This is a genomic window from Malikia granosa, from assembly GCF_002980595.1.
GTDB classification, from domain to species: domain Bacteria; phylum Pseudomonadota; class Gammaproteobacteria; order Burkholderiales; family Burkholderiaceae_C; genus Malikia; species Malikia granosa.
The window spans coordinates 1-22,353 of record NZ_PVLQ01000027.1 but is presented as its reverse complement, the minus strand read 5'-3'; the positions used below and the strand labels follow the sequence as shown (position 1 = coordinate 22,353).

General features: G+C 70.4%; 19 protein-coding genes. 12 read left to right on the top strand and 7 right to left on the bottom strand.

Annotation, left to right across the window (positions count from 1 at the left end; translation table 11 throughout):
- The first annotated feature begins 170 nt into the window (after nucleotides 1-170).
- From rpsU to murI, 3 genes are all read left to right on the top strand, one after another.
- Nucleotides 171-383 (top strand): 30S ribosomal protein S21, encoded by a 213-nt coding sequence (rpsU, locus tag C6P64_RS07875; protein WP_105748012.1) that lies wholly within the window; start codon nucleotides 171-173, stop codon nucleotides 381-383.
- Between the two features lie 138 nt (nucleotides 384-521).
- Nucleotides 522-983, top strand: a complete 462-nt coding sequence (locus C6P64_RS07870) for a GatB/YqeY domain-containing protein (RefSeq protein ID WP_105748011.1) — start codon at nucleotides 522-524, stop codon at nucleotides 981-983.
- A gap of 29 nt (nucleotides 984-1,012) precedes the next feature.
- Nucleotides 1,013-1,858, top strand: a complete 846-nt coding sequence (murI, locus tag C6P64_RS07865) for a glutamate racemase (RefSeq protein WP_105748010.1) — start codon at nucleotides 1,013-1,015, stop codon at nucleotides 1,856-1,858.
- Between the two features lie 59 nt (nucleotides 1,859-1,917).
- Here the strand turns inward: murI and pmbA are convergent, their stop codons facing one another.
- Nucleotides 1,918-3,336 (bottom strand): metalloprotease PmbA, encoded by a 1,419-nt coding sequence (pmbA, locus tag C6P64_RS07860; RefSeq protein ID WP_105748009.1) that lies wholly within the window; start codon nucleotides 3,334-3,336, stop codon nucleotides 1,918-1,920.
- A gap of 22 nt (nucleotides 3,337-3,358) precedes the next feature.
- Here pmbA and yjgA point away from each other — a divergent pair, with 22 nt between their 5' ends.
- Both yjgA and mog read left to right on the top strand, forming a co-directional pair.
- A complete protein-coding gene (gene yjgA, locus C6P64_RS07855; protein ID WP_105748243.1) occupies nucleotides 3,359-4,012 on the top strand; it encodes a ribosome biogenesis factor YjgA in 654 nt (217 codons plus the stop codon).
- Nucleotides 4,009-4,617, top strand: coding sequence for a molybdopterin adenylyltransferase (gene mog / locus C6P64_RS07850; RefSeq protein ID WP_105748008.1), 609 nt, complete (start codon nucleotides 4,009-4,011; stop codon nucleotides 4,615-4,617). Before yjgA ends, mog begins: the two co-directional genes overlap by 4 nt.
- Before the next feature lie 78 nt (nucleotides 4,618-4,695).
- Here mog and cysE read toward each other — a convergent pair whose 3' ends face one another.
- A complete protein-coding gene (gene cysE, locus C6P64_RS07845; protein ID WP_105748007.1) occupies nucleotides 4,696-5,463 on the bottom strand; it encodes a serine O-acetyltransferase in 768 nt (255 codons plus the stop codon).
- Nucleotides 5,464-5,488: 25 nt separating this feature from the next.
- Nucleotides 5,489-6,334 (bottom strand): RNA methyltransferase, encoded by an 846-nt coding sequence (locus C6P64_RS07840; protein WP_105748006.1) that lies wholly within the window; start codon nucleotides 6,332-6,334, stop codon nucleotides 5,489-5,491.
- A gap of 83 nt (nucleotides 6,335-6,417) precedes the next feature.
- Here C6P64_RS07840 and C6P64_RS07835 point away from each other — a divergent pair, with 83 nt between their 5' ends.
- The 7 genes from C6P64_RS07835 (at nucleotide 6,418) to C6P64_RS07805 (ending at nucleotide 16,966) form a co-directional block, all read left to right on the top strand.
- Complete coding sequence (locus tag C6P64_RS07835) at nucleotides 6,418-7,362, top strand: inositol monophosphatase family protein (RefSeq protein WP_105748005.1); 945 nt, start codon at nucleotides 6,418-6,420, stop codon at nucleotides 7,360-7,362.
- 214 nt (nucleotides 7,363-7,576) lie between these two features.
- Nucleotides 7,577-8,257, top strand: coding sequence for a Bax inhibitor-1/YccA family protein (locus C6P64_RS07830; RefSeq protein ID WP_105748004.1), 681 nt, complete (start codon nucleotides 7,577-7,579; stop codon nucleotides 8,255-8,257).
- A gap of 171 nt (nucleotides 8,258-8,428) precedes the next feature.
- Nucleotides 8,429-9,763, top strand: a complete 1,335-nt coding sequence (tssK, locus tag C6P64_RS07825) for a type VI secretion system baseplate subunit TssK (RefSeq protein WP_105748003.1) — start codon at nucleotides 8,429-8,431, stop codon at nucleotides 9,761-9,763.
- 61 nt (nucleotides 9,764-9,824) lie between these two features.
- Nucleotides 9,825-11,072, top strand: a complete 1,248-nt coding sequence (gene tssL / locus C6P64_RS07820; protein ID WP_105748002.1) for a type VI secretion system protein TssL, long form — start codon at nucleotides 9,825-9,827, stop codon at nucleotides 11,070-11,072.
- A gap of 44 nt (nucleotides 11,073-11,116) precedes the next feature.
- The gene (gene tssM, locus C6P64_RS07815) at nucleotides 11,117-14,635 is read left to right on the top strand and encodes a type VI secretion system membrane subunit TssM (protein ID WP_105748001.1); all 3,519 of its coding nucleotides are present in this window, start codon (nucleotides 11,117-11,119) and stop codon (nucleotides 14,633-14,635) included.
- Between the two features lie 20 nt (nucleotides 14,636-14,655).
- On the top strand, nucleotides 14,656-15,039 hold the full coding sequence (locus C6P64_RS07810; RefSeq protein WP_105748000.1) for a hypothetical protein: 384 nt from the start codon (nucleotides 14,656-14,658) through the stop codon (nucleotides 15,037-15,039).
- A gap of 43 nt (nucleotides 15,040-15,082) precedes the next feature.
- The gene (locus C6P64_RS07805; RefSeq protein WP_105747999.1) at nucleotides 15,083-16,966 is read left to right on the top strand and encodes a serine/threonine-protein kinase; all 1,884 of its coding nucleotides are present in this window, start codon (nucleotides 15,083-15,085) and stop codon (nucleotides 16,964-16,966) included.
- Here C6P64_RS07805 and C6P64_RS07800 read toward each other — a convergent pair.
- Genes C6P64_RS07800 through tssF form a run of 4 tightly spaced genes read right to left on the bottom strand, consistent with a single transcriptional unit; the run spans nucleotide 16,963 to nucleotide 22,323 of the window.
- Complete coding sequence (locus C6P64_RS07800; protein WP_105747998.1) at nucleotides 16,963-17,493, bottom strand: DUF4123 domain-containing protein; 531 nt, start codon at nucleotides 17,491-17,493, stop codon at nucleotides 16,963-16,965. The two genes, C6P64_RS07805 and C6P64_RS07800, sit on opposite strands and share 4 nt — an antisense overlap.
- A 3-nt stretch (nucleotides 17,494-17,496) precedes the next feature.
- Nucleotides 17,497-19,563 (bottom strand): type VI secretion system Vgr family protein, encoded by a 2,067-nt coding sequence (locus C6P64_RS07795; protein ID WP_105747997.1) that lies wholly within the window; start codon nucleotides 19,561-19,563, stop codon nucleotides 17,497-17,499.
- Complete coding sequence (gene tssG, locus C6P64_RS07790; protein WP_105747996.1) at nucleotides 19,544-20,485, bottom strand: type VI secretion system baseplate subunit TssG; 942 nt, start codon at nucleotides 20,483-20,485, stop codon at nucleotides 19,544-19,546. The genes C6P64_RS07795 and tssG overlap by 20 nt, the downstream gene beginning before the upstream one ends.
- Nucleotides 20,461-22,323, bottom strand: coding sequence for a type VI secretion system baseplate subunit TssF (gene tssF / locus C6P64_RS07785; protein WP_105747995.1), 1,863 nt, complete (start codon nucleotides 22,321-22,323; stop codon nucleotides 20,461-20,463). Before tssF ends, tssG begins: the two co-directional genes overlap by 25 nt.
- Between the last annotated feature and the right edge of the window lie 30 nt (nucleotides 22,324-22,353).

The window sequence follows — 22,353 nt, the reverse complement described above, 5'->3', positions numbered from 1 at the left end:
TTTCCCGCCACTGTAACCGCGACAAGCGCCATTTGCAGGGCTATAATGCTCGTCTTTGCCGGCAAACCCCGTCGGCCAGATCACGATAGACGGGGAAAACTGCCGCAAGTGCGGATTCAAGGCCCGATCTTCCCTGGACACCGACAGCGGCGCAATTCTGTTATTAGCTAATGACCACCATCCGCGTTAAAGACAACGAACCGTACGACATCGCCCTGCGCCGCTTCAAGCGCACCATCGAGAAGCTGGGCCTGCTGACCGACCTGCGCGCCCGCGAGTTCTACGAGAAGCCCACCGCCGAGCGCAAGCGCAAGAAGGCTGCCGCCGTCAAGCGCCACTACAAGCGCGTGCGCTCGATGCAGCTGCCCAAGCGTCTGTACTGATCGCTGTATTCCGCTGCAGTCGTCCCTGACGACCGCGCACAAGCCCGCTGGAGGACGCTCAGGCGGGCTTTGTCGTTTCTGGCCCGTCCACCGGAGCGGCCAGGCGCTAAGATTCGCATTTACCTACAGGGCTGGACCATGGCACTCAAAGAGCAGATCACCGAAGACATGAAGACCGCGATGCGCGCCAAGGACATGGATCGCCTCGGCACCATCCGCCTGCTGCAAGCCTCGATCAAGCAAAAGGAAGTCGACGAGCAGATCACGCTCGACGACAGCGCCGTGATCGCCGTGCTCGACAAGATGCTCAAGCAGCGCAAGGACTCGATCACCGCCTTCGAGCAGGCCGGCCGCGACGACCTGGCCGCCAAGGAAAGGGCCGAGGCTGCCGTGCTGCAGGCCTACCTGCCCGCGCGCCTGAGCGCCGAGGAAGTGGCGGCCGCGGTCCAGGCCCTGGTGGCCGAGGTGGCGGCCGAGCTCGGCCACGCGCCGGGCGCCGCCGACATGGGCAAGCTGATGGCGGCGGCCAAGGCGGCGCTGGCCGGCAAGGCCGAAATGGCCCAGGTCTCGGCCGCCGTCAAGGCCGCCCTGGCCGGCTGAGCCCCGCGCAGCGACAGAAACCCGGCCCGATGCCAGCGCCCGCCGCCACCGAACAGGACCGCTCGCGCCCGATCGGCGTGTTCGACTCCGGCGTCGGCGGGCTGTCGGTACTGCGCGAGATCCGGCGCGCCCTGCCCGCCGAGACGCTGTGCTACGTGGCCGACTCGGCGCACGCTCCCTACGGCGAGCGCAGCGTGGCCTATATCGAGGCACGCTCGCGCCACATCATCGGCTTCCTGCAGGCGCAGGGCGCCAAGGCCGTAGTCGTGGCCTGCAACACCGTGACCGGACTGGTGATCGGACATCTGCGCGCGGCCTTTCCGGGCCTGCCGCTGATCGCGATCGAGCCGGCGGTCAAGCCGGCCGCGCAGTCCACGCACAGTGGCGTGATCGGCCTGCTGGCGACGCGCCAGACCGTCGCCAGCCCCGGGCTGCAGCGCCTGCTGCAGCTGCACGCCAGCGGCAGGCAAGTGCTGCTGCAGGCCTGCCCGGGCTGGGTCGAGCGGGTCGAACGCGGCGAACTCGACGGCGCCGAGACCGAGGCTGCGGTGGCGCAGTTCCTGCGCCCCCTGCTCGCGCAAGGCGCCGACACGCTGGTGCTGGGCTGCACCCACTACCCCTTCCTGGCACCGCTGATCCGCCGCCTGGCCGGACCAGCGGTGCAGGTGCTGGACCCGGCACCGGCCGTGGCGCGCGAGCTCGCGCGCCGGCTCGCGGCACTCGACCTGCTGAACCCGGCCACCGAGGTCGGCCGCGAGCAGTTCTGGACCAGCGCCGACCCGCGGCGCATCGGCCCCGTGATCAGCGCGCTCTGGGGCGCGCCGGTCGAGCCGGCCCTGCTGCCGGCGGCACTGCCGGCCACGGCAGCAACTTGAAACCTGCCCGGGCCGGCTGGACCGACCCTGGACAGAAGCGGCAGCAGCGGGCTTTAACTTTAACTGCCCGCCAGCTTCATGCGCTGGATCAGCACCGAACCCACGCTCTTGGCGCCGTAGTTGTAGACATCGGCGCCGACCGCGACGATCTGTTGCAGCATCTCGCGCAGGTTGCCGGCGATCGTGATCTCCTGCACCGGAAAGGCGATCTGGCCGTTCTCGACCCAGAAGCCCGAGGCGCCGCGCGAATAGTCGCCGGTCACGTAGTTGACGCCCTGGCCCATCAGCTCGGTCACGAACAGGCCGGTGCCGAGCTTGCGCAGCATCGCGTCGAGGTCGTCGCCCGGCTGGGTGAGCCGGCTGGCCAGGGTCAGGTTGTGCGAGCCGCCGGCATTGCCGGTGGTGCGCATGCCGAGCTTGCGCGCCGAATAGGTGCTGAGGAAATAGCCCTGGACGATGCCCGCCTCGACCACCTGGCGCTTCGCGGTGCGCACGCCCTCGTCGTCGAAGGGCGCGCTGCCCTTGCCACCGCGCAGATGCGGGTCTTCCAGGATGTCGATATGGTCGGGAAACACCTGGGTGCCCAGGCTGTCGAGCAGGAAGCTGGTCTTGCGATACAGCGCACCACCGCTGACCGCCTGCACGAAGCCGCCCAGCAGGCCGGCGGCCAGCGGTGCCTCGAACAGCACCGGGCATTCGGTGGTCGCGATCTTGCGCGGCTTCAGGCGCGACAGCGCGCGCTCGGCCGCATAGCGCCCGACCGCCTCGGGGCTGGCCAGGTCGGCCGGCGAGCGCATCGAGCTGTACCAGGCGTCGCGCTGCATGTTGGCGCCGCGGCCCGCGATCGGCGCGACCGAGAAGCTGTGGCGCGAGCTCGCGTAGCCGCCGCGGAAGATGCCGGGCCGGCCACGTTCGCCGCCGCGCATGTGCTCGGTGAAGAAATGCGACTGCTGGGCCGAGACGCCCGCGCCCTCGCTGTTGCTGATCTTCTTGCTGGTCGCGAAGGCCGCCGCCTCGCAGCGCAGCGCGATCTGCATCGCCTCCTCGGGCGTGACGGCCCAGGGATGGAACAGGTCGAGGTCGGGGTAGTCGTTGGCGATGTCCTGCTCGTCGGGCAGGCCGGCGACCGGGTCCTCGGCCGTGAAGCGCGCGATGTCATAGGCCGCCTGCACCGTGCGCCGGATCGCCGCCGGACTGAAGTCCGAGGTCGAGGCATTGCCGCGCCTGTGGCCCAGATAGAGGGTAACGCCGAGCGACTTGTCGCGGTTGCGCTCGACATTCTCGAGCTCGCCCTTGCGCACCGAGACGCTCAGGCCCGCGCCTTCGGAGACGTCGATGCCGCCATCAAGCGCGCCGAGCTTGCGGGCGTGCGAGAGCGCGAGATCGGACAGCTCCTCGAACTGGGCCCGGCTGAACTGGAAGCCAGTCTCGGGCTGGGACTGGGGCGAAGGGGTGGAGGCGGCGCTGGTCTTCTTCATGTCGGCGGCTATGATACTTGGCATGTCACGCAAACCCACCAAAGGCTATTACGTCAAAGGCCACTTCGTCGCTGAAGGCAGCGAACTCGACCTCGAACTCAAGCGCGAACTGCGCGGCGACGTCGACCAAAGCCGCACCGATCTGAAGAAGCACAGCGAGCACCTGCAGTCGCTCGGCGAGCAGCTGCTCACATTGCGCCGCGGCCTGCTCGACAAGCTGGCGCTGCCCGACCGCCTGCTCGACGCCATGGCCGAAGCCAAGCGCATCACCAACTTCGAAGGCAAGCGGCGCCAGATGCAGTTCATCGGCAAGCTGATGCGCAAGCTCGACGAGGCGACCGTCGCCGCGATCGAGGAGGCGCTCAAGGTCCAGCACCAGGGCAGCGCCAAGGACACGCTGCGCCTGCACCAGGCCGAGCAATGGCGCGACCGCCTGATCGCCGAGGACGAGGCGCTCGAGGCCTGGCTGCAGCTCGACCCGGACGCCGACCTGCAGCGCCTGCGCACGCTGGTGCGCCAGGCGCGCAAGGACGCCGTGCCGGCGCAAGAAGGCGAGGCGCCGCGCCACGGCAAGTCCTACCGCGAGATCTTCCAGCTCGTGCGCGCCAAGCTCGACGGCGATGCCGCCGCGGCCCAGGCCGCCGAGGATGGCGTTGAGGACGAGGAAGACGCATGAGTCAAGCCCTGAACGCCGGTCCGGAGCCGGTGCGGATCGGCATCGTCTCGATCAGCGACCGCGCCTCCTCGGGCGTCTACCAGGACCAGGGCCTGCCCGCGCTGCAGGACTGGCTGAGCCGGGCGCTAAAGAACCCGATCCAGTTCGAGGCGCGGCTGATCCCCGACGAGCAGGCCCTGATCAGCCAGACCCTGGTCGAGCTGGTCGATGCCGGCTGCTCGCTGGTGCTGACCACCGGCGGCACCGGGCCGGCGCTACGCGATGTCACGCCCGAGGCCACGCTGGCGGTCGCGCACAAGGAGATGCCGGGTTTTGGCGAACAGATGCGCCAGATCAGCCTGGCCTTCGTGCCGACCGCCATCCTGTCGCGCCAGGTCGCGGTGATCCGGGACCAGAGCCTGATCATCAACCTGCCGGGCCAGCCCAAGGCCATCGCCGAGACCCTGGCCGGACTGAAGGACGCCGACGGCAGGCAGCTGGTCAAGGGCATCTTCGCGGCCGTGCCCTACTGCATCGACCTGATCGGCGGCCCCTATCTCGAAACCCACGACGACATTTGCCAGGCCTTCCGGCCCAAGAGCGCGATCCGGCCACCGCGCGGCTGAAGCCGCCAGACCGGCCGGATCTGGGCCACGGGGTCGGCGCAGCGGCAAGCGCCGGCCCGGCGGGCGCTCAGCCAGCGCTCACTTGCCTACCATCTCGTTGAACTTGTCGGCCGGGAAATGCTCGACCTTGGCCGCATCGACCGGCAGGCCGGGCGCACGGGCGCAGGCCAGCTTCTCGATCGCCTGCCACAGCAGCGCGATCTGGTGCTCGTGGCCGGCCGCGTTGTCGATCAGGCCGCGCATGGCCTGGGACAGCGGGTCGTCGTTCTGCGTCACGCCATAGGCCGAGAAGCCCATCTTGGACGCCGCCTCCTCGCGCTTGGCATCGGCCTCGGCCTGGATGATGCGCGCCGGGTTGCCAACCGCGGTCGCACCCGCCGGCACCGGCTTGGTCACCACCGCATTGCTGCCGACCTTGGCGCCATCGCCGACGGTGAAGCCGCCCAGCACCTTGGCGCCGGCGCCGACCACCACATCGCGGCCCAGGGTTGGGTGCCGCTTGGCACCCTTGTAGAGCGAGGTGCCGCCCAGCGTGACGCCGTGGTAGATGGTGCAGCCGTCGCCGATCTCGGCCGTCTCGCCGATCACCACCCCCATGCCATGGTCGATGAAGACGCGCTCGCCGAGCTTGGCGCCCGGATGGATCTCGATCCCGGTCAGGAAGCGGCCCAGGTGCGACACGAAGCGCCCGAGCCAGCGGTAGCCGCGCGTCCAGCAGCCATGCGCCAGCCGGTGCAGCAGGACCGCATGCAGGCCCGGGTAACAGGTCAGCACCTCCCAGCGCGAGCGCGCGGCCGGGTCGCGTTCCAGGATGCAGTCGATGTCGGTCTTGAGGCGGGAAAACATGCTCGGGTCCAATCTGGCCTACAGTCTAGCGCCTGGCCTGGGCGGCGGTCTGCAGCATGGCGCGCGCCACCCCGCGCAGGATATGGACGTCCTCCTCGGTCGGCTGCGCGCGGTTGCAGAGCTGGTTCAGGCGCGGCAGCAGCTTCCTGGGCGCTGCCGGGTCGAGGAAGCCGACGGCGACCAGCGCCTGCTCCCAGTGCGCGAGCAGGCCGGCGACCGCCTGCGCATCGGCCAGCCGCGGCTCGGGCGCCCCCGAGGGGGCCAGCGCGAAGCCGCCGAGCGCCTGCCGCCACTCGTAGGCGATCAGCTGCACGGCAGCGGCCAGGTTCAGCGAGCCGTAGTCGGGCGCGGTCGGGATGCTCAGACAGGCATGGCAGCGGTAGACATCCTCGTTCTTCATGCCGTAGCGCTCGGAGCCGAACAGGAAGGCGACGCCAGTCGGGACGGCGGGCGCCGGCTCAGGCGCAGACGGCGTGGTACCGTCAACCGGATCAGCCGCCGCCGCGCCCGCTGCCGGCTCACCGGTATCGCCGCCCCGTGATGCCGCGGGACTGAGCAAGCGCGCGGCCAGTGCGGCCAGGTGCTCGCGCGGCGCCACCGTGGGCGGGCCGAAGTCGCGCGGCGTCATCGCGGTCGCGCAGACATGGGAGACCCCGTCGAGCGCCTCGTCCAGCGTCGGCACGATGCGCGCGCGCGCCAGCACATCGTCGGCCCCGCTGGCCAGCGCCAGCGCCTCCTCGCGCTGCAGCACGTCGGGCCAGCGCGGGCGCACCAGCACCAGTTCGTCGAAGCCCATCACCTTGATGGCGCGCGCGACGGAGCCGACATTGCCGGCGTGACTGGTCTCGATCAGGATGAAGCGGGTTCGCATATGGCGCAAATGATGACGAAAGGATAGAATCGCGCTATTGTCGCCGTCATCGCACGGCCCCTTATTCGTTCCTCACACAATTCATGTCTGCTCATCTGCACCCCATGCTCAACGTGGCCATCAAGGCTGCGCGCGCCGCTGGCGCCATCATCAACCGTGCCGCCCTCGATGTCGAGTCGGTCCGCGTCGCCGCCAAGCAAACCAACGACTTCGTGACCGAAGTCGACAAGGCCGCCGAGGACATCATCATCTCGACCCTGCTCGAAGCCTATCCCGAGCACGGCATCTGGGCCGAGGAATCGGGCCGCCGCGAAGGCACGGGTGCAGGCAAGCGACATATGTGGATCATCGACCCGCTCGATGGCACCACCAACTTCATCCACGGCTTCCCGGTCTACTGCGTCAGCATCGCGCTGATGTACAACGGCAAGATCGAGCAGGCCGTGATCTACGATCCGAGCCGCAACGACCTGTTCTGCGCCACCAAGGGCCGCGGCGCCTACCTGAACGACCGCCGCATCCGCGTGGCCAAGCGCACCCAGCTGCGCGACTGCCTGATCAGCACCGGCTTTCCCTTCCGTCCGGGCGACAACTTCAAGAACTACATGGCGATGCTGACCGAGGTCATGCCGCGCGTCTCGGGCGTGCGCCGCCCGGGTTCGGCCGCGCTCGACCTGGCCTACCTCGCCGCCGGCTTTTCCGACGGCTTCTTCGAGACCGGCCTGAGCCCCTGGGACGTCGCCGCCGGATCGCTGCTCGTGACCGAGGCCGGCGGCCTGGTCGGCAACTTCACCGGCGAGGCCGACTTCCTCGAGCAGAAGGAATGCCTGGCCGCCAACCCGCGCGTCTACGGCCAGCTGGTCGGCATGCTCGGCAAGTACAGCAAGTTCGCCAGCGCGGGCGACAAGGCTGGCGTGCGCCAGGCACAGGCCGGTGCCGAGGCCGAGGCCGACAACGCAGCCGCCGAGGGCAGCGCAGCCCAGCCGGCGACCGAAGCCGAACCCAAGGCCGACGAAGCGCCGTTCTGACGCTGCACCCCTGCCCGCCAAAGCCCGCCCTGCCCTGCAGCGCGGGCTTTTTTCATTGCCCCATCACTCAGTAAAAAACAGAATCAAATTCAATGATTATCTGATTTTTCCGACTTCTCGAACGGACTACGCTTGTTCCCATGTCCAGGCTGGTGCCCGGTGGCTCGACGGTTCGAGCCGACCCGAGCCGGCCCTTTCCTTCGAGGAGTCCATCATGAATCCTGTGATCGTCCATCGCCGCAGCGCCGCCCAGTCGGGCTGGGGGTCCGGCATCGCCACGCACCGGGTGCTGCGCAACACCTATGCCCTGCTGTCGCTGACGCTGCTGTTCAGCGCCGGCAGCGCCGCACTCGGGGTGGCGCTGCGCCTGCCGGCCCCCGGCATGCTCGTGACGCTGGCGGGCTATTTCGGCCTGCTGTTCCTGATCCACAAGGTGCAGCACAGCGGCTGGGCGATTCCGGCCGTGTTCGCGCTGACCGGCTTCATGGGCTACACGCTGGGCCCGCTGCTGTCGATGCACCTGGCGCTGCCGGGCGGCGCGCAGAGCATTGCGCTGGCGCTGGGCGCCACCGGCGTGACCTTCCTGGCGCTGTCGGGCTGGGTGCTGGCGACCCGGCGCGACTTCAGCTTCATGGGCGGCTTCCTGTTCGCCGGCATGGTGGTGGCGCTGCTGGCCGGCCTCGGCGCGGTGTTCTTCGAGCTGCCGGCGCTGGGCCTGGCGGTGTCGGCCATGGTGGCGCTGCTGTCGGCCGGCATGATCCTGTTCGAGACCAGCCGCATCGTCAACGGCGGCGAGACCAACTACGTGCTGGCCACGGTCAGCCTGTTCGTCTCGCTGTTCAACCTGTTCACCAGCCTGCTGAGCCTGTTCGGCTGGAGCGGCGGCAAGGACTGACAGGGATGGCTGCCCGGGGCTCCGCACTGCTGCGGGCCCCGCGGCAGAAAAACGGCCGCCACCCCCATATCCCACTGGAAAACATCAGACTTCGCGTGAATAATCGGCCCGACAGCAAGATCCCCATGATTCAAGTCCCAGGCCAACGGGACAGGAAAGCAGATCAAGCATATGTCGTGGTACAGCAAAGTCTTGTGGTCCGAGGGCCTATTCCTGCGGCCACAGCATCTCCAGCAGCAGGACCGGCATCACGAATGGTGGGTCGAGGCCCGGGTGCGCAGCCTGGGCAGTCATTTCTGGGGCTTTTTCGCGCTGGAGCTCGATGCCCCGGCGCTGCTGAGCGGCCAGCTGGCGCTGGATTCGGCCCGAGGCGTGCTGCCGGACGGCACGCCGTTCGACTTCCCCGCCACCGACGAAGCCCCCGGCGCGCTCGAGGTGCCGGCCGGACTGCACGATGCGCTGGTCTACCTGACCTTGCCGCTGCGCCGCCCCGACAGCCTGGAGGCGGTGCGCCCGGAGCAGCCGGCCGGGCTCGCGCGCTACCGCTACGCCGACGAGGCCGTCATCGACTCGACCGGCAGCGCGACCGCACCGGAACCGCTGGAAATCGGCCAGCCCAACCTGAGGCTGGCGCTCGAACCGCAGGCGGGTGATGACGTCGTGCGGCTGGCGGTCGCGCGCATCGTCGAGCGCCGGCCCGACAACAGCCTGGTGCTGGACCGGAACTTCATCCCGCCGCTGCTGTCCTGCCGCGCCTCGCCGCTGCTGTGGGGCTGGCTGCGCGAGCTCAATGGCCGGCTGGCGCAGCGCGGCCAGGCGCTCGCCGCCCGTCTCGGCCAGCCGGGCCAGGGCGGCATCGCCGAGATCGCCGACTTCATCTTGCTGCTGACGATCAACCGCCACCAGCCGCTGCTGGAGCATCTCGCGGACCTGTCCCAGCTCCATCCCGAACGCAGCTTCAGCGCTCTGCTCGCGCTGCATGGCGAGCTTGCGACGCTGGCCAGCGCGGAGCGCCGGCCCTTGCCGCTGCCGCCCTACCAGCATGATGCGCTGGAGGCTTGCTTCGTGCCGCTGCTGCGCGAACTCCGGCTCGGGCTGGCCAGCTTGCAGGAGCCGCAGGCGATCCCGATCGAACTCAAGGACCACCAGCAGGGCCGCTATGTCGGCCTGATTCCCGACCACAGCCTGCTGCGGCAGGCCAGCTTCGTGCTCGCGGTCAAGGCCCAGCTGGCGGGCGAGACGCTGCGCACCCGCTTTCCGGCCCAGGCCAAGCTCGGCCCGGTCGAGCGCATACGCGACATCGTCAACCTGCAGCTGCCGGGCCTGCGGCTGAGCCCGCTGCCGGTCGCGCCGCGCCAGCTGCCCTACCACGCCGGCTTCAGCTACTTCGGGCTCGAGCAGAGCGGGGAGCTCTGGCAGCAGCTCGAGTCCTCGGGCGGGCTGGGGCTCTACATCACGGGCGACTACCCAGGGCTGGAGCTGGCCCTGTGGGCGATCCGGAGCTGAAGCGCCAGGCCGCGCGCTCCAGCCGCCCGGACCCGCCATCAGCTCCGACAGGGAGGCAGGCATGGAACAGACGCTGTTGATCACCGGGCCGGACCATTGGCCGGCTGCCATGGCCAGGCTGCGCCAGCCAGCGCCGCGGCTGGAACAGCTCATGCCAGACTGGCAGACCGGCATCAACCCGCTGGTGGCCGCGGCCAATCCCCTGCTCGCACTCGCAGCCAGCTTGCGCCAGCAGGTCCATCACCCCGACCCGGCCGGCCTGCGCGAGACCCTGACCCAGGCGATCAAGCTGTTCGAGTCGCGGACGGTGGCCGTCGGGGTCGGACATGGCGAGCGGCTCGCGGCGCGCTATGCGCTGTGCACCTTGCTCGACGAGGTGGCGGCCGGCACGCCCTGGGGCGAGCCGGTCTGGGCCCAGCGCAGCCTGCTGGTGCAATTCCACAACGAGGCCTGGGGCGGCGAGAAGTTCTTCCTGCTGCTCGGCAAGCTGGCCGAACGCCCGCAAGAACACCGCGCCTTGCTCGAGCTGCTGTATCTGATCCTCGCGCTGGGCTTCGAGGGGCGCTACCGGGTGCTGGCCAACGGCCGCGCCCAGCTCTGCGAGCTGCGCGAGCGGCTGGCACAACAGCTCGCCAGCCAGCGCGGCCCCATCGAGCACGAACTGTCCCCGCAATGGCGCAGCGAGGCCGCCACGCTACCGGTCCAGCACAAGCGCACGCCGGCCTGGGTGTTCGCCGCGCTGGCGGCGCTGCTGCTGGCCCTGGTCCATGGCGGACTGTCGTTCGCGCTCAACCGCCAGTCCGACCCGACCTTCTCGGCCATCCTGGCGCTGCGCCTGCCCCCCATGTCGCCAGCCACGGCACCAGCCCCCGATCGCCTGGGCCGGCTGCTCGCCGCCGAGATCGCCTCAGGCGCCTTGACGGTGCGCGACCTGCCTGACCGCAGCCTCGTGATCGCACAGGGCGACCAGCTGTTCGAACCCGGCAGCGCGACGGTCTCCGACAGCTTTGCCCGCCTGCTCAAGCGCATCGGCGTGGCGGTCGCGCACACGCCGGGCCAGCTGCTGGTCCGGGGCCATACCGATGACCGTCCGATCCGCTCGCTGCGCTTCCCGTCGAACTGGCACCTGTCGCTGGCGCGCGCGGAGGCCGCGGCCCGGCTGCTGCAGCCGATGCTGGGCGATCCGGCCAGGCTCAGGACCGAGGGACTGGCCGACAGCGAGCCGGTCGCGAGCAACCAGAGCGCCGAGGGCCGCGCGCGCAACCGGCGCGTCGAGATCGTGCTCTACACCTCGGCGCCGGGCCGCTGAACGGCCAGACGCTGCGGCAGGCACGCGAACCAAGGACAGTGAGCATGAGGAGATTCTTCAACGCCCTGCTCCAGCCGGCCCCGCTCAAGCTGCTCGGCCTGCTGGCCCTGGCCCTGCTGGTCTGGTGGATCGGCCCGCTGGTCGCGATCGCGGGGCATATACCGCTCGAATCCGCCCGCTCGCGCGGGATCGCGATCGCGCTGCTGCTGCTCGCGTTCGCGCTGCGGGCCGGCCGGCGCCGCTTCCGGACCAGCAGCGGCGCAGCGGAGCTGTGGCAGCGCCTGCTCGGCCGGCCGGCCAAGACCGCCGAGCCGGCCGAGGTCCAGCGCTTGCGCCAGCGCCTCGAGCAGGCGATCGAACGGCTGCACGAGGGCCGGCCCCATGCGGTCGGCCTGCTGGCGCGGCTGCTGGAGCTGGGCGGTGGACGCCAGCGCGATCCGCGGCCCTGGTATCTGTGGCTCGGTGCGCCGGGCTCGGGCAAGACCAGCGCCCTGGCCCATGCCGGCCTGCCCTTGGCGCGCAGCGACAGGCCAGCCAGCCATGCGGTCGAGCCGCAGGGCGACAGGTCCGACTGCGACTGGTGGATAGGCGAGCAAGCGGTGCTGCTCGATACGGCCGGCCGCTACGCGAGCCAGGACTCGGGACAGGCCAGCGACCGGGAAGGTTGGCTGGGCTTGCTCGGACTGCTGCGCCAGCACCGGCCCGATCAGCCGCTCAACGGCGTGATCCTGACGCTCAGCGCTGCCGAGCTGCTCGAGCCCGCCGAGAACGCTGCTGCGCGGCAAGCACAGGCGCTGCGGGCCCGGCTGCAGGAGCTGGAGCAGCAGCTGGGACTGCGCCTGCCGGTCTACCTGCTGGTCACCAAGGCCGACCTGATCGCGGGCTTCGAGCCCTTCTTTGCCACGCTGGACCAGGCCGGCCGCGACCAGGTCTGGGGCTGCACCCTGCCCCTGGACGGGCCAGCGGCCACCGATCCGGTCCAGTCGCTGGTGCCCCGGCTCGACGCGCTGCGCGAGCGCCTGCAGGACCAGCTGCTGAGCCGGCTGCAGCAGGAACCCGATCTCGACCGGCGCTGCGCCATCGCTGGCTTCGACCAGCGGTTCGCGGCCTGCTGCCGCCAGCTGCTGCCTTTCGTCCAGGCCCTGTTTCCAGCCTCCGGGACCGCGCCGACAGCGCGACTACGCGGCGTCTACTTCAGCAGCGCCCTGCAGCAGGGCCAGCCGTTCGACCCGTTGCTGTCGCGGCTGGGCCAGGCCTGCGGCCTGGAGCGGCGCTGGCTGCCCTCATGGACAGGCCAGGGCCGCAGCTATTTCCTGTCCCGGCTGCTGCGGGAGCTGGTATTCGCCGAGCCGCAGCTCGCGGGCCTGGCGCAGGACGACCAGAAGCGGCGCGGGCGCCTGCAGCTCGGCCTGCTAGCGGCCAGCGTTGTCTGCAGCCTCGCGCTGCTGGCGGGCTGGGCCCTGAGCTACCGCAACAACAGCCGCTATGTCGCGCAGGTCGATCAGGCAGTCGCCGCGGTCCGGCCGATGCTGGCGCCAGCGGCCCAGACCCCGGCACAGGACCTCGCCGCCCTGCTGCCGCTGCTCGAGACCGTGAGCCAGATCTCGGCCACGCCGACCAGGGCCTTGGGCGAACCGGGCATAGGCATGGGACTGGGCCTGTCCCAGGGCGACAAGCTCGACGCCGCGGCGCGCCAGGCCGGCGGGGCGCTGCGACACGAGCTGCTGCTGCCGCGGATCAGCCAGCGTCTGAGGCAGCAGCTGCATGAGCCAAACGGCAGCGACCCCGAGTTCAGCCATGAAGCGCTCAAGGCCTATCTGATGCTGCACGAGCCGGCGCATTTCGACGCAAGCGCGCTCAAGGCCTGGATACTGCGCGACTGGGAACGCCAGCCCGCTGGCGCACCGAATGGCGCCGGGCGCGCGGCACTCGAGCGCCAGCTCGATGCCTTGTTCGCGGCCGGTCCGCCCAGCCTGCCGATCGGGCCCGACCAAGCCCTGGTCGCGCGCACGCGCGAGCGGCTGCTGCAAGAGCCGCTGTCCAGGCACCTCTACGGCCGACTCAGGCGCGAAGGCGTCGGCCCCCCGCTCACGGACTTCAGCCTGTTGCAGGCCGTCGGCCCCGAGGCGGCGCTGGTGTTTGCCAGGCGCAGCGGCAAGCCTTTGAGCGAGCCACTGCCCGGGCTCTACACGCGCGCAGGCTACCGGCAGCATTTCGGACCCGGACTCGATCGCATCAGCCACCAGCTGGTGGCGGAAGCGGCATGGGTGCTGGGACCTAGCGCTGGCCTCCAGCAGGCCCAGGCCGGCGCCATCGCGCAGCAGGTGCGCGAGCTCTACCTGCAGGACTATGCCCGGATCTGGGAAGCGCTGCTGGCCGACCTGGCGCTGCGGCCATCGGCCAGCCTGGCGCAAAGCGTGCAACTGGCCCGGCTGCTCTCGAGCCCGGACTCGCCGCTGCTCAAGCTGGTCACGGCCATCGTGCACGAGACCACCCTGGTGCCAGAACCGGTGCCAGCTACCGACCCGTCCGATAGCCGGCTGGCCCAGGCCAAGGCGCAGCTCGGCAGGCTGTTCGGCCAGGACCGCTTGCCGGGGGTGATCCCCGAGCAGGACCCGGCAGCGCAAAGGCTGGTCGACGAGCGCTTTGCCGCGCTGCGCCAGCTCGTCGCGGGCGATGCGCAATCGGCGCCGATCCAGGCGCTGCTCAAGCGACTCGACGAGTTCTACCTGCAGCTCGTGGCCAGCGAGGCAGCGCTGCGCGACCGGCTGCCGCCACCAGCCGGCGACGCGGGCGCACGGCTCAAGGCCGAGAGCGCCAGGCTGCCCGAGCCCCTGCGCCAGCTGCTGCCCCAGCTGGCGGACATGGCAGCGGGACAGGCGCTGAGCGCGACCCGGCAGAAGCTGTCAGCCGAGCTTGGCCAGCAGATCGGCAGCTTCTGCCGGCTGGCGACAGAGGGCCGCTATCCCTTCCTGCGCAGCAGTTCGCGCGACGTGACGCCGGAGGACTTCGCGCGCCTGTTCGGGCCAGGCGGGCTGTTCGACCAGTTCTTCCAGCAGCAACTGGCACCCCATGTCGACAGCAGCAGCCGGCCCTGGCGCTTCCGCCAACCACAGTCCTTCGGCGGCCCGGGCCAACTGGTGCAGTTCGAGCGCGCGGCCATGATCCGCGATGTCTTCTTTGGCGCCGGCCTGCTGCGCTTCGACTTCAAGCTGCTCGAGGTCGACCCCAACCTGGGGCCGCTGACGCTGGAGATCGACGGCCAGCGGCTGCTGTTCGACCCGGCACAGTCCAGGCGGCAGTCGATCCAGTGGCAGGGCCCACGCAACGGCCTGACGGCCGAGCTCAGGCTCGGGACCGAGCTGATCGCCGCGGAAGGTCCCTGGGCGCTGTGGCGGCTGCTGGACCGCGCGCGCCTCGAGCCGCTCGGCGCACCGGAAAAGTTCAAGGCCAGCTTCGAGGCCGGCAGCCAGCGCGCCAGCTTCGAGGTCACGGCGGCCAGCGTGCGTCAGCCGCTGCGCCTGCGCGAGCTGGCCGAATTCCGTTGTCCGCAAGGACTTTGACGGCAGGAAGGAGAGCCACCATGGTGCTGCAACTCGAGCCGGTCCAGTACGAGGCGATGGGCCGCGCCAGCTACCTGCAGCGGCTCAGGGAGCTGATACGCGAGCATTTCCCGCGCCAGTCCGCCGGGATAGACGACGACCGGCTGGACGAGCGGCTCTGGGCCCAGACCCTGCTGGCGCGCCGCTACGGGCTGGAGGACGAACGCTCGGCCGCCCGCTTCGCGCTGAGCGCCTTCCTGCTCGGCGAGGGCTTCGACCGCAGCATACCGGCGCTGGCCCAGATCCTGGATTCGGACCAGCTCTCGCCCAGCCGCAAGGCACAGGCGCTGGAGGACTTCACGCTGCTGCTGTTCTCGATCCTCGAACGTCAGCGCAGCGCTGCGGAGCAGGAGCCTGCGCCATGAAGCCATCCACCCCACTCAGGCCCAGCAGGCACCGAGTACGCCCATGAGCACCCGATCCAGCCCGCCACTGCCGCGGGACGAACAGACCATCGTGCTGGGAGGCCAGGCGGCCGCCCAGGGCCCGGACAGCCCGCATGACCTGCTGCCCAACGGCACCCGGCTGCACGAATTCGAGATCACCGGACTGATAGGCGAAGGCGGCTTCGGCGTGGTCTATCAGGCCTACGACCACCTGCTGCTGCGCCGGGTCGCGCTGAAGGAATATCTGCCCGCCGCACTGGCCGCACATGGCCATGACCAGTCGGTGGTGCTGCGCTCGCAGCGCCATGCCGACAGCTATGCCAAGGGACTCGAGAGCTTCGTCAACGAGGCCAGGTTGCTGGCGCGCTTCGACCATCCGGCGCTGGTCAAGGTGCACCGCTTCTGGCAGGCGAACGACACCGCCTACCTGGTCATGCCCTACTACGAGGGCCCGACCCTGAAGGCCGCGGTGCAAGCCATGGCGGACCCGCCCGACGAAGCGTGGCTCAGGGACCTGCTGGAGCCGCTGCTCGATGCCCTGGAGCTGCTGCACCGGCAGGACTGCCTGCACCGGGACATCGCGCCCGACAACATCCTGCTGCCCGAGATCGGCCATCCGGTGCTGCTCGACTTCGGTGCCGCGCGGCGCGTGATCGGCGACATGGGCCAGGCGCTGACCGTCATGCTCAAGCCGGGCTATGCACCGATCGAACAGTTCGCCGAGATGCCCGGCATCCGGCAAGGCCCGTGGACCGATCTCTACGCGCTCGGCGCCGTCCTGCACTGGATCATCACCGGACAGACGCCGCCGCCGGCGGTCGGTCGCATGCTGCGCGCCCCCTACGAGGCACTGACGGTCCGAGTCGCCGGACGCTACTCGGAAGCCCTGCTGCATGGCATCGACCGCTGTCTGGCGCTCAAGGGCGAGGACCGGCCGCAGTCGGTGGCCCAGTTGCGCGCGCTGCTGGAACCGGCTGCCTCTGCCTCTGCCTCTGCCTCTGCCACTCCTGCTCCAGCCCAGGCCCCGGCCAGTCCGGAGACCACGACAGCGCCCCCAGCACCGGCATCCGCACTGCCTCAGGCCCAGACACTGGCGCCGCGCCAAGCACCGGAGCCAACACCAACGCCGGCGCCGGCAACCACCAGCCGGCTGGATACCCACTGGCGCCAGCACCGCCGCGGGTACCGCGCCGCAGCCCTCGCCAGCGTTGCCGTGGTGGCCAGCAGCCTGCTGCTCGGCTGGTTGCTGGATGCTCCGGAACTGCCAGCGCTGCAAGCCGCCAACCTCGGACAGCCGACTGCCACCGCCCAGGCGAAGCCGGCAGAATCCGCGGCCTCGCCGCAGCCTCCTGCAACCGATCCCGTCGCCATGACGCCACCCGCCGTCAGCCTGGAAGCGGCCTGGCAAACCGTCCTCGCGGCGGCCTCGCCCGATTTCGGACTGAGCGTCTCGGGGCTGAAGAACCCGCTGCAAGTGGGACGCGACAGCCTGAGCCTGGATCTGCTCAGCCAGCGGGATGGGTGGCTGCACCTGCTGCTGTGGGACCGCGCCAACGGACAGCTCGGCCTGCTGCTGCCCAATGCGCTCGATCCGGCACCGCAGATCCAGGCCGGCCAGCCGCTGCGCCTGCCCCGACCGGGCTGGCAGTACCAGGCCGACCTGCCAGCCGGCGACTGGGAAATCCTGCTGCTGGTGTCCGAGTCGCAGCGCGACTTCACTGATCTGGGCTGGACCCGGAACGGCATCATGTTCGCAGCCTCCAGGGAGCGGATCGAGCAGGCGCTCGCCAGTGCCCGCTCGGGCCAGCTGGCCCTGGCAGGGCGGCCGGATTGTCCGCCCGGCGCCCCCTGTCCGGCCGGCTACGGCGCCCTGCGCCTGGGCCTGCGCGAGACCGAGGCCCGCTAGCCAAAGCGGCTGAGCGCGAGTTTTCCGCCCGCCAGCCCAAGCGCCAGCCCCTGGCCAGGCTGCGGCGCCTCGCACAGGAAGCTGCGCAAGGGACCGAACAGGGCCTGCAGTTGGTCGGCCTCCAGCTGCGGCGCGACCAGCGCCAGCACGCGCGGGTCGTACCAGCGAAACCAGAGGGTTTCGCCAGCAGGCCCATAGGCCAGGCCGAGCTGGCGCAGATGGCGACGCAGCGCCGCCAGGTCCATCGCCTCGGGCGCCAGCAGATAGACCCCCCAGTGGCTGCCCCAGCCCGCGAGCAGCCAGTCGGGCAGCGGCCCCTGGCGCGGCAGCTCGAGCAGATAGGGCGCCAGCTCGGCCACTTCGGGCTCCAGCTGGCCCTGGAACAGGCAGCTCCAGCGCGGGGCCGACGGGCCGTGCAGGCGCGGCAACAGCCCGGCCACGCCCGCGCCGTCGAGTACGACCCAGGGCCGCCAGCCTGGCAAGGACCAGAGCCGTTGGTTCAGCGCATGGCCAGGCATGGATCCCATGGCTCAATCCGGACATTTCTCGACGAAGGCACTGGCGCTGTCACGCGCCAGCCTGAGCGCCTGCGCCTGCCGGGACGAGGCACGCCGCGCACCGGCCGGTGCCGACGACGATGCGGCGGCAGCATCCGGCGCAACGACGGGCCTGGGTGCCAGCGGTGGCTCCGGACTGGCGCCCGAGCCATTGCCCGGCATGCCGCCGCCATGCAGGTTGACGCTGGGTCCGGCCAGGGTCACGCCGCCCGGGCCGATCTCGATGAAGCTGCCCCCGACCTTGAGCGTGAGCTGGGCGCCGGCCTCGAGCACCAGCTTGCTGCCGGCCTTGAGGTGGATCTCCTGGCCGGCCTCGAGCGCCAGCCGCAGGCCGACCTGCCCCAGCCAGTCCTGCCCGACGCGCAAGGAATGGCTGCCGCCGAGCTCAACCCTCTGGTCGCCGCCAATGCGCAGGTGATGGTCGCCGCCCAGCTGCTCGCGCAGGTCCTGGCCGACCGTCAGGTGGCTCTCGTTGCCGACCGACTCGACCCGGTCGCGGCGGGTCTGCAGCAGCTGGTCGCGCTCGGCATGCAGGCGCAGCTCCTCCGCGCCACGCCGGTCCTCGAAGCGGATCTCGTTGTAGTTCGAGCCATTGCCGCCCGGGCTCGAGCGCGACCGGATGCCGCTTTGCGTCATGTACTGGGGCAGCTCATAGGGCGGCATCTGGTCGGCGTTGTAGACGCTGCCGGTGATCAAGGGCCGGTCAGGATCACCCTCCAGGAACTCGACCACCACCTCCTGGCCGACGCGCGGGATCGCGACCAGGCCCCAGTTCTGCCCGGCCCAGGGATGGGCGACCCGGATCCAGCAGGAGCTGTCCTGGTCGTCGCGCCCACTGCGGTCCCAGTGGAAGCGGACCTTGACCCGGCCGTAGCGGTCGACATGGATCTCGTCGCCCGGCGGACCGGTGACGATGGCCGTCTGCGGCCCCTGGATCAGGGGCCTTGGAGTCTGGCTGGGCGGCCGGTACTCCTGGGTGGCGGGAATGGCCGACAGCTTCAGGCTCAGCCAGGCCTCGGCCCGCTCGCCAGGCTCGAGGCCAGCCTCCTGCAGCCGGTATTCGGCCGCCGTGACCAGGTAGTCCTGGTTCTGGTCGGACCTGGGATGCGATTGCAGGCGAAAGCGCGCGCCAGGGCTCAACCCGGCGGCATTGCCTGCGCCCGCGAAGGTCTGTTGCTGCGCGCGCAGCGCCTCGGCCCGGATGCGCGCCAGCCGCTCGCCCTCGGCGCGTTCGCGGTAGTCGCCGGGATAGTCGTAGCGCTCGAGTGGCTGTACCGGCTCGTGATGAATCGGACAGGCCGCCTCGCCCTCGACCTGGAGATCGGCGCGCGGCTTCTCGAAATCATGGGCGCGCAGGACCTGGCGCGTGGACTGGATCTCGGCCGAGCAGATCCAGCTCTGCAGGCCTTCGCGCTGCCAGCCCGGCTGCGGATCGGGCTCGAGAAAATCCACCTGCGCATAGCCCGGCACCGGCTGGTGCGCCGCAGCGCTGTCGGCGACCACCAGCTGCTGCCTGCCATCCTGGTGCGCGAAGAAATAATGCAGGCCTTCCTGCTCCATCAGCCGGGCGACGAACTGGTAGTCGGTCTCGCGGTACTGGACGCAGTAGGGCCGGGGCAGGTAGCTCCCCGTCAGCTCGAAGCGGAAGTCGGCCTGGGGATGGGCGGCGAACACGGCTTGCAGGATCTGCGGCGTGCTCTGGTCCTGGAAGATGCGGCAATCGCTGCAGCGGGTCAGCATCCAGAGCCAGGGCCGCAGGATGAGCTGGTAGCGATGCAGCCGGCCCCGAGGGGCCAGCAGGGAAAAGCCGGTCACCAGGCCGTTGAACTCGCGCACACCGCCAGGCACCAGCTCGACCAGCACCGAGACCGGCTGGCCCAGCAGCTCGGACGCCAACAGGTCGCCGCGCCGCGACAGCAGGCAGAGCCGGTACTCGCCCAGGCAGGACAGGCCATCGGCGCCTTCGAGCCGCTCGAAGACCAGGGCATCGCCCAGGGCACTGGCCACCCGGACCCGGCGGTCAAAGCGTTCGCTGTCCATGGCTTCCTCCTGCTGCCGGGTCGCGGTGGCCGGCCTGGCGATGTTCCCCCGGGTTAGAGTGACTGCTGGCAGGCGGTGCGGCAAGCACCAAGTCGCCCGCCGCCAAGCCGCTGCGGCGCCGGCCCAGCCAGCTGCTGTAGCCCAGGCGCTGCTTGCCCCCGAGCGCCAGGCGGGGCACGCTGTCGGCGCGCAGCAGCAGGCACAGATCCCAGTCGAACTCGAAGCCGACGTAGTTGCGCACCGCTGCCGCCAGCAGCGCCAGGCCGTCGGCCTGCGGCAACAGGCAGTCATAGTCCGGCAGCGACAGCGGACCGATCTGCAGCCGGAACTTGTGCTGGCGGTCCCAGACCCGACGCCCGAGCAGGCTGTCCAGGCCCAGCCCGCAGAGGGCGCCGACATAATGCGCAAAGCGGTCCTGGCCGGGCCGGTCCAGGCTGACGCAGGGCTGGGCCTGGGCCCAGGCACGGTAGAACAGGCTCAGGAAGCGGTGCTGGATCAGGTCGGCAAAGCGGACCAGGCTCGCGTCGCCCGCGTGCAGCAGGCGCTTGCGCGCGTACTCGCTCAGGTGCAGCGGCAGTGGCCCGTTGGGGCCGAACAGGCCAAGAAAGCGTACGCTGATCCGCGCCGGCACGCTCCCATGGCCTGGCTCCAGCCCGGCCAGGCTGGCCGGGGCGAAATCCAGCGCCGGCTGCTGGCCCAGGCGCACCGGCTCGTCGGCCGGACGACGGGCCTGGCCCAGGCGCGGCAGCTCGGGGTTCAGGCAGTCGAGCAGGCGCAGGGCCTGGAAATAGTTCCAGCGCCAGGGCGTGGCCGCGATCGCCGCGAACAGCGCCTGCCGGCGGTCAGCAGGACCCGCCTGGACCGTGTCGCTGCCCCCGGGCCGCTGCGGCCCGGCGCTCACAGGATCGGCCGCGTCCCGCATCGGGGCCTCCAGCGCATGATCTCGCCGCGCGTGAGCGTACGCAGCGCGGTTTCGGTGAAGCTGTTGAGCGAGACATGGCGTGCCAGGAAGCGCTCGAGCACGCTGCCGAACAGGAAGGCACTGCCGCCCTCGAACGCCAGCTCGTCGACCTCGAGCGTGATCCCGACCCCGCGGCCGAAGCACAGCGGACCAGGCAGCGGCAAGCGCGCGACCACGGGCTGGCAGGAAACCGAACGCAGGCCTTCGACATGGCGGCGCAAGCCGGGATCGGCCGCGTCGGCATGCAAGCCCAGCAGCTCGCGCAGCGCAGCTGCACCCTGCTCGGGACTGCTGTCGAGCAGCGACAGGTAGTTGAGCGAGAGCTGGCTGATCAGCTTCCAGCCTTCGGCGCCCTGGGCCAGCGCGCCCTGCGGCGCCGAGGGTCCCCTGACGCAGCGGATGCGCTCGACCGGCGCCGCGACCTCGAGCGTGAAGTCGGTCGAGCCATGGCCCAGCTTCATCAGCAGCGGCAGGTCGCGGTTGGTGCAGCGCGCCCGCAGCGAGAGCTGGCGCAGCCCTGGCGGATAAGGCGCCTGGTTCGGATCAACCAGGGACAGGAAAACCTCGCTGCCGACATAGCCGGTCAACCGCCGTCCGCGGCGCTGGGCCGCGCCGAGCAGCCTGGGCTCGCGCCGCAGCGTGAAATAGGCCTCGGAGCCGGGCTCGGTCAGGCGACTGGTCGAGTAGAAGGCCCGGAAAGGCTGCTCGGCCCGGCCGCTGCCATGGCCGATGACCTCGAGCAGGTCGTAGACCTCGTAGTCGAGCGGCCGGGCCCGGTCGGCCAGCAGATGGAAGTCCGGCTCGCCCGGCTGCAGCTCGACCCGGTCCAGGCGGCGCTCGAACAGGTTGATCGCCGGCACGCAATGCAGCAGGAAATGGCGCGCATCGACCTGGCCCTCGAGCGCGGGGGCGGCGCGGCCGAACAGCAACAGCAGCTCGAGCTCGCTGCCTGGCTGCTGGGCCAACAGCGGCGCCAGGCCCTCGATCGCGAAGAACAGGTAGCGCGCCGGAAAGGCGAAATACTCCTGCAGCAGCCGATGGCCGCTGAAGCCGCGCCCGCTCACCGGCAGCAGCGCCTCGTCGTCATCGAAACCGACCAGCCTCACGCTGCTGGCGGGCAGTGACTGCCAGCCCTGCTCGCCGCGCACCAGCAGGCCCAGGGTCGAGGCCCCGATCAGTTCATGCAGCCGATGCGCGATCTCCGGCGCACCGCCCAGGAAGAAGTGCAGCTGGTCGAGCTTGAGCGCCGACAGGTTCAGTCCGGCGCCAACATGCAGCTTGAGCCTGATCCCGGCCTGGCAGCGCGCAGGCCCCTGCCACCCCGCCAGCGCCAGCTCGGGCACCGAGCTGACATAGCGCGCCTCGCGCAGCTCCAGCGGCCACAGCCGCAGATCGCAGCTGGTGCGGAACTCGCAGGCCACCGCATCGGCGCCGGCACCGGCCTGGCGCAGCGCCGACCCGCGCGGCAGCAGCTGGCCGGCCGCCAGATTGGCATCGCCCGCCATGGGCTGGAACTGGGCGATCAGCATCGCCGGCGTCGGCGCCAGGTAATGCGGATAGAGCATCGCGAGCAGCTGCTCGGTGAAGCGCGGGAACTCGGCATCGAGCTTGAGCTGCACCCGGGCCGCGAGGAAGGCAGCGCCCTCGAGCAGGCGCTCGACATAGGGATCCTGCGCCGGCTCGCTGCCATCGAGCCCCAGGCGAGCGGCGATCTTGGGGAACTCGGCGGCAAACTCGGCACCGAGCTCGCGCAGATGGCCGAGCTCGCGGTTGTAGTGGTCGAGCAGGCGGCGGTCCATGGCCTCGGACTCCTAGGGCCTGTTAACGCA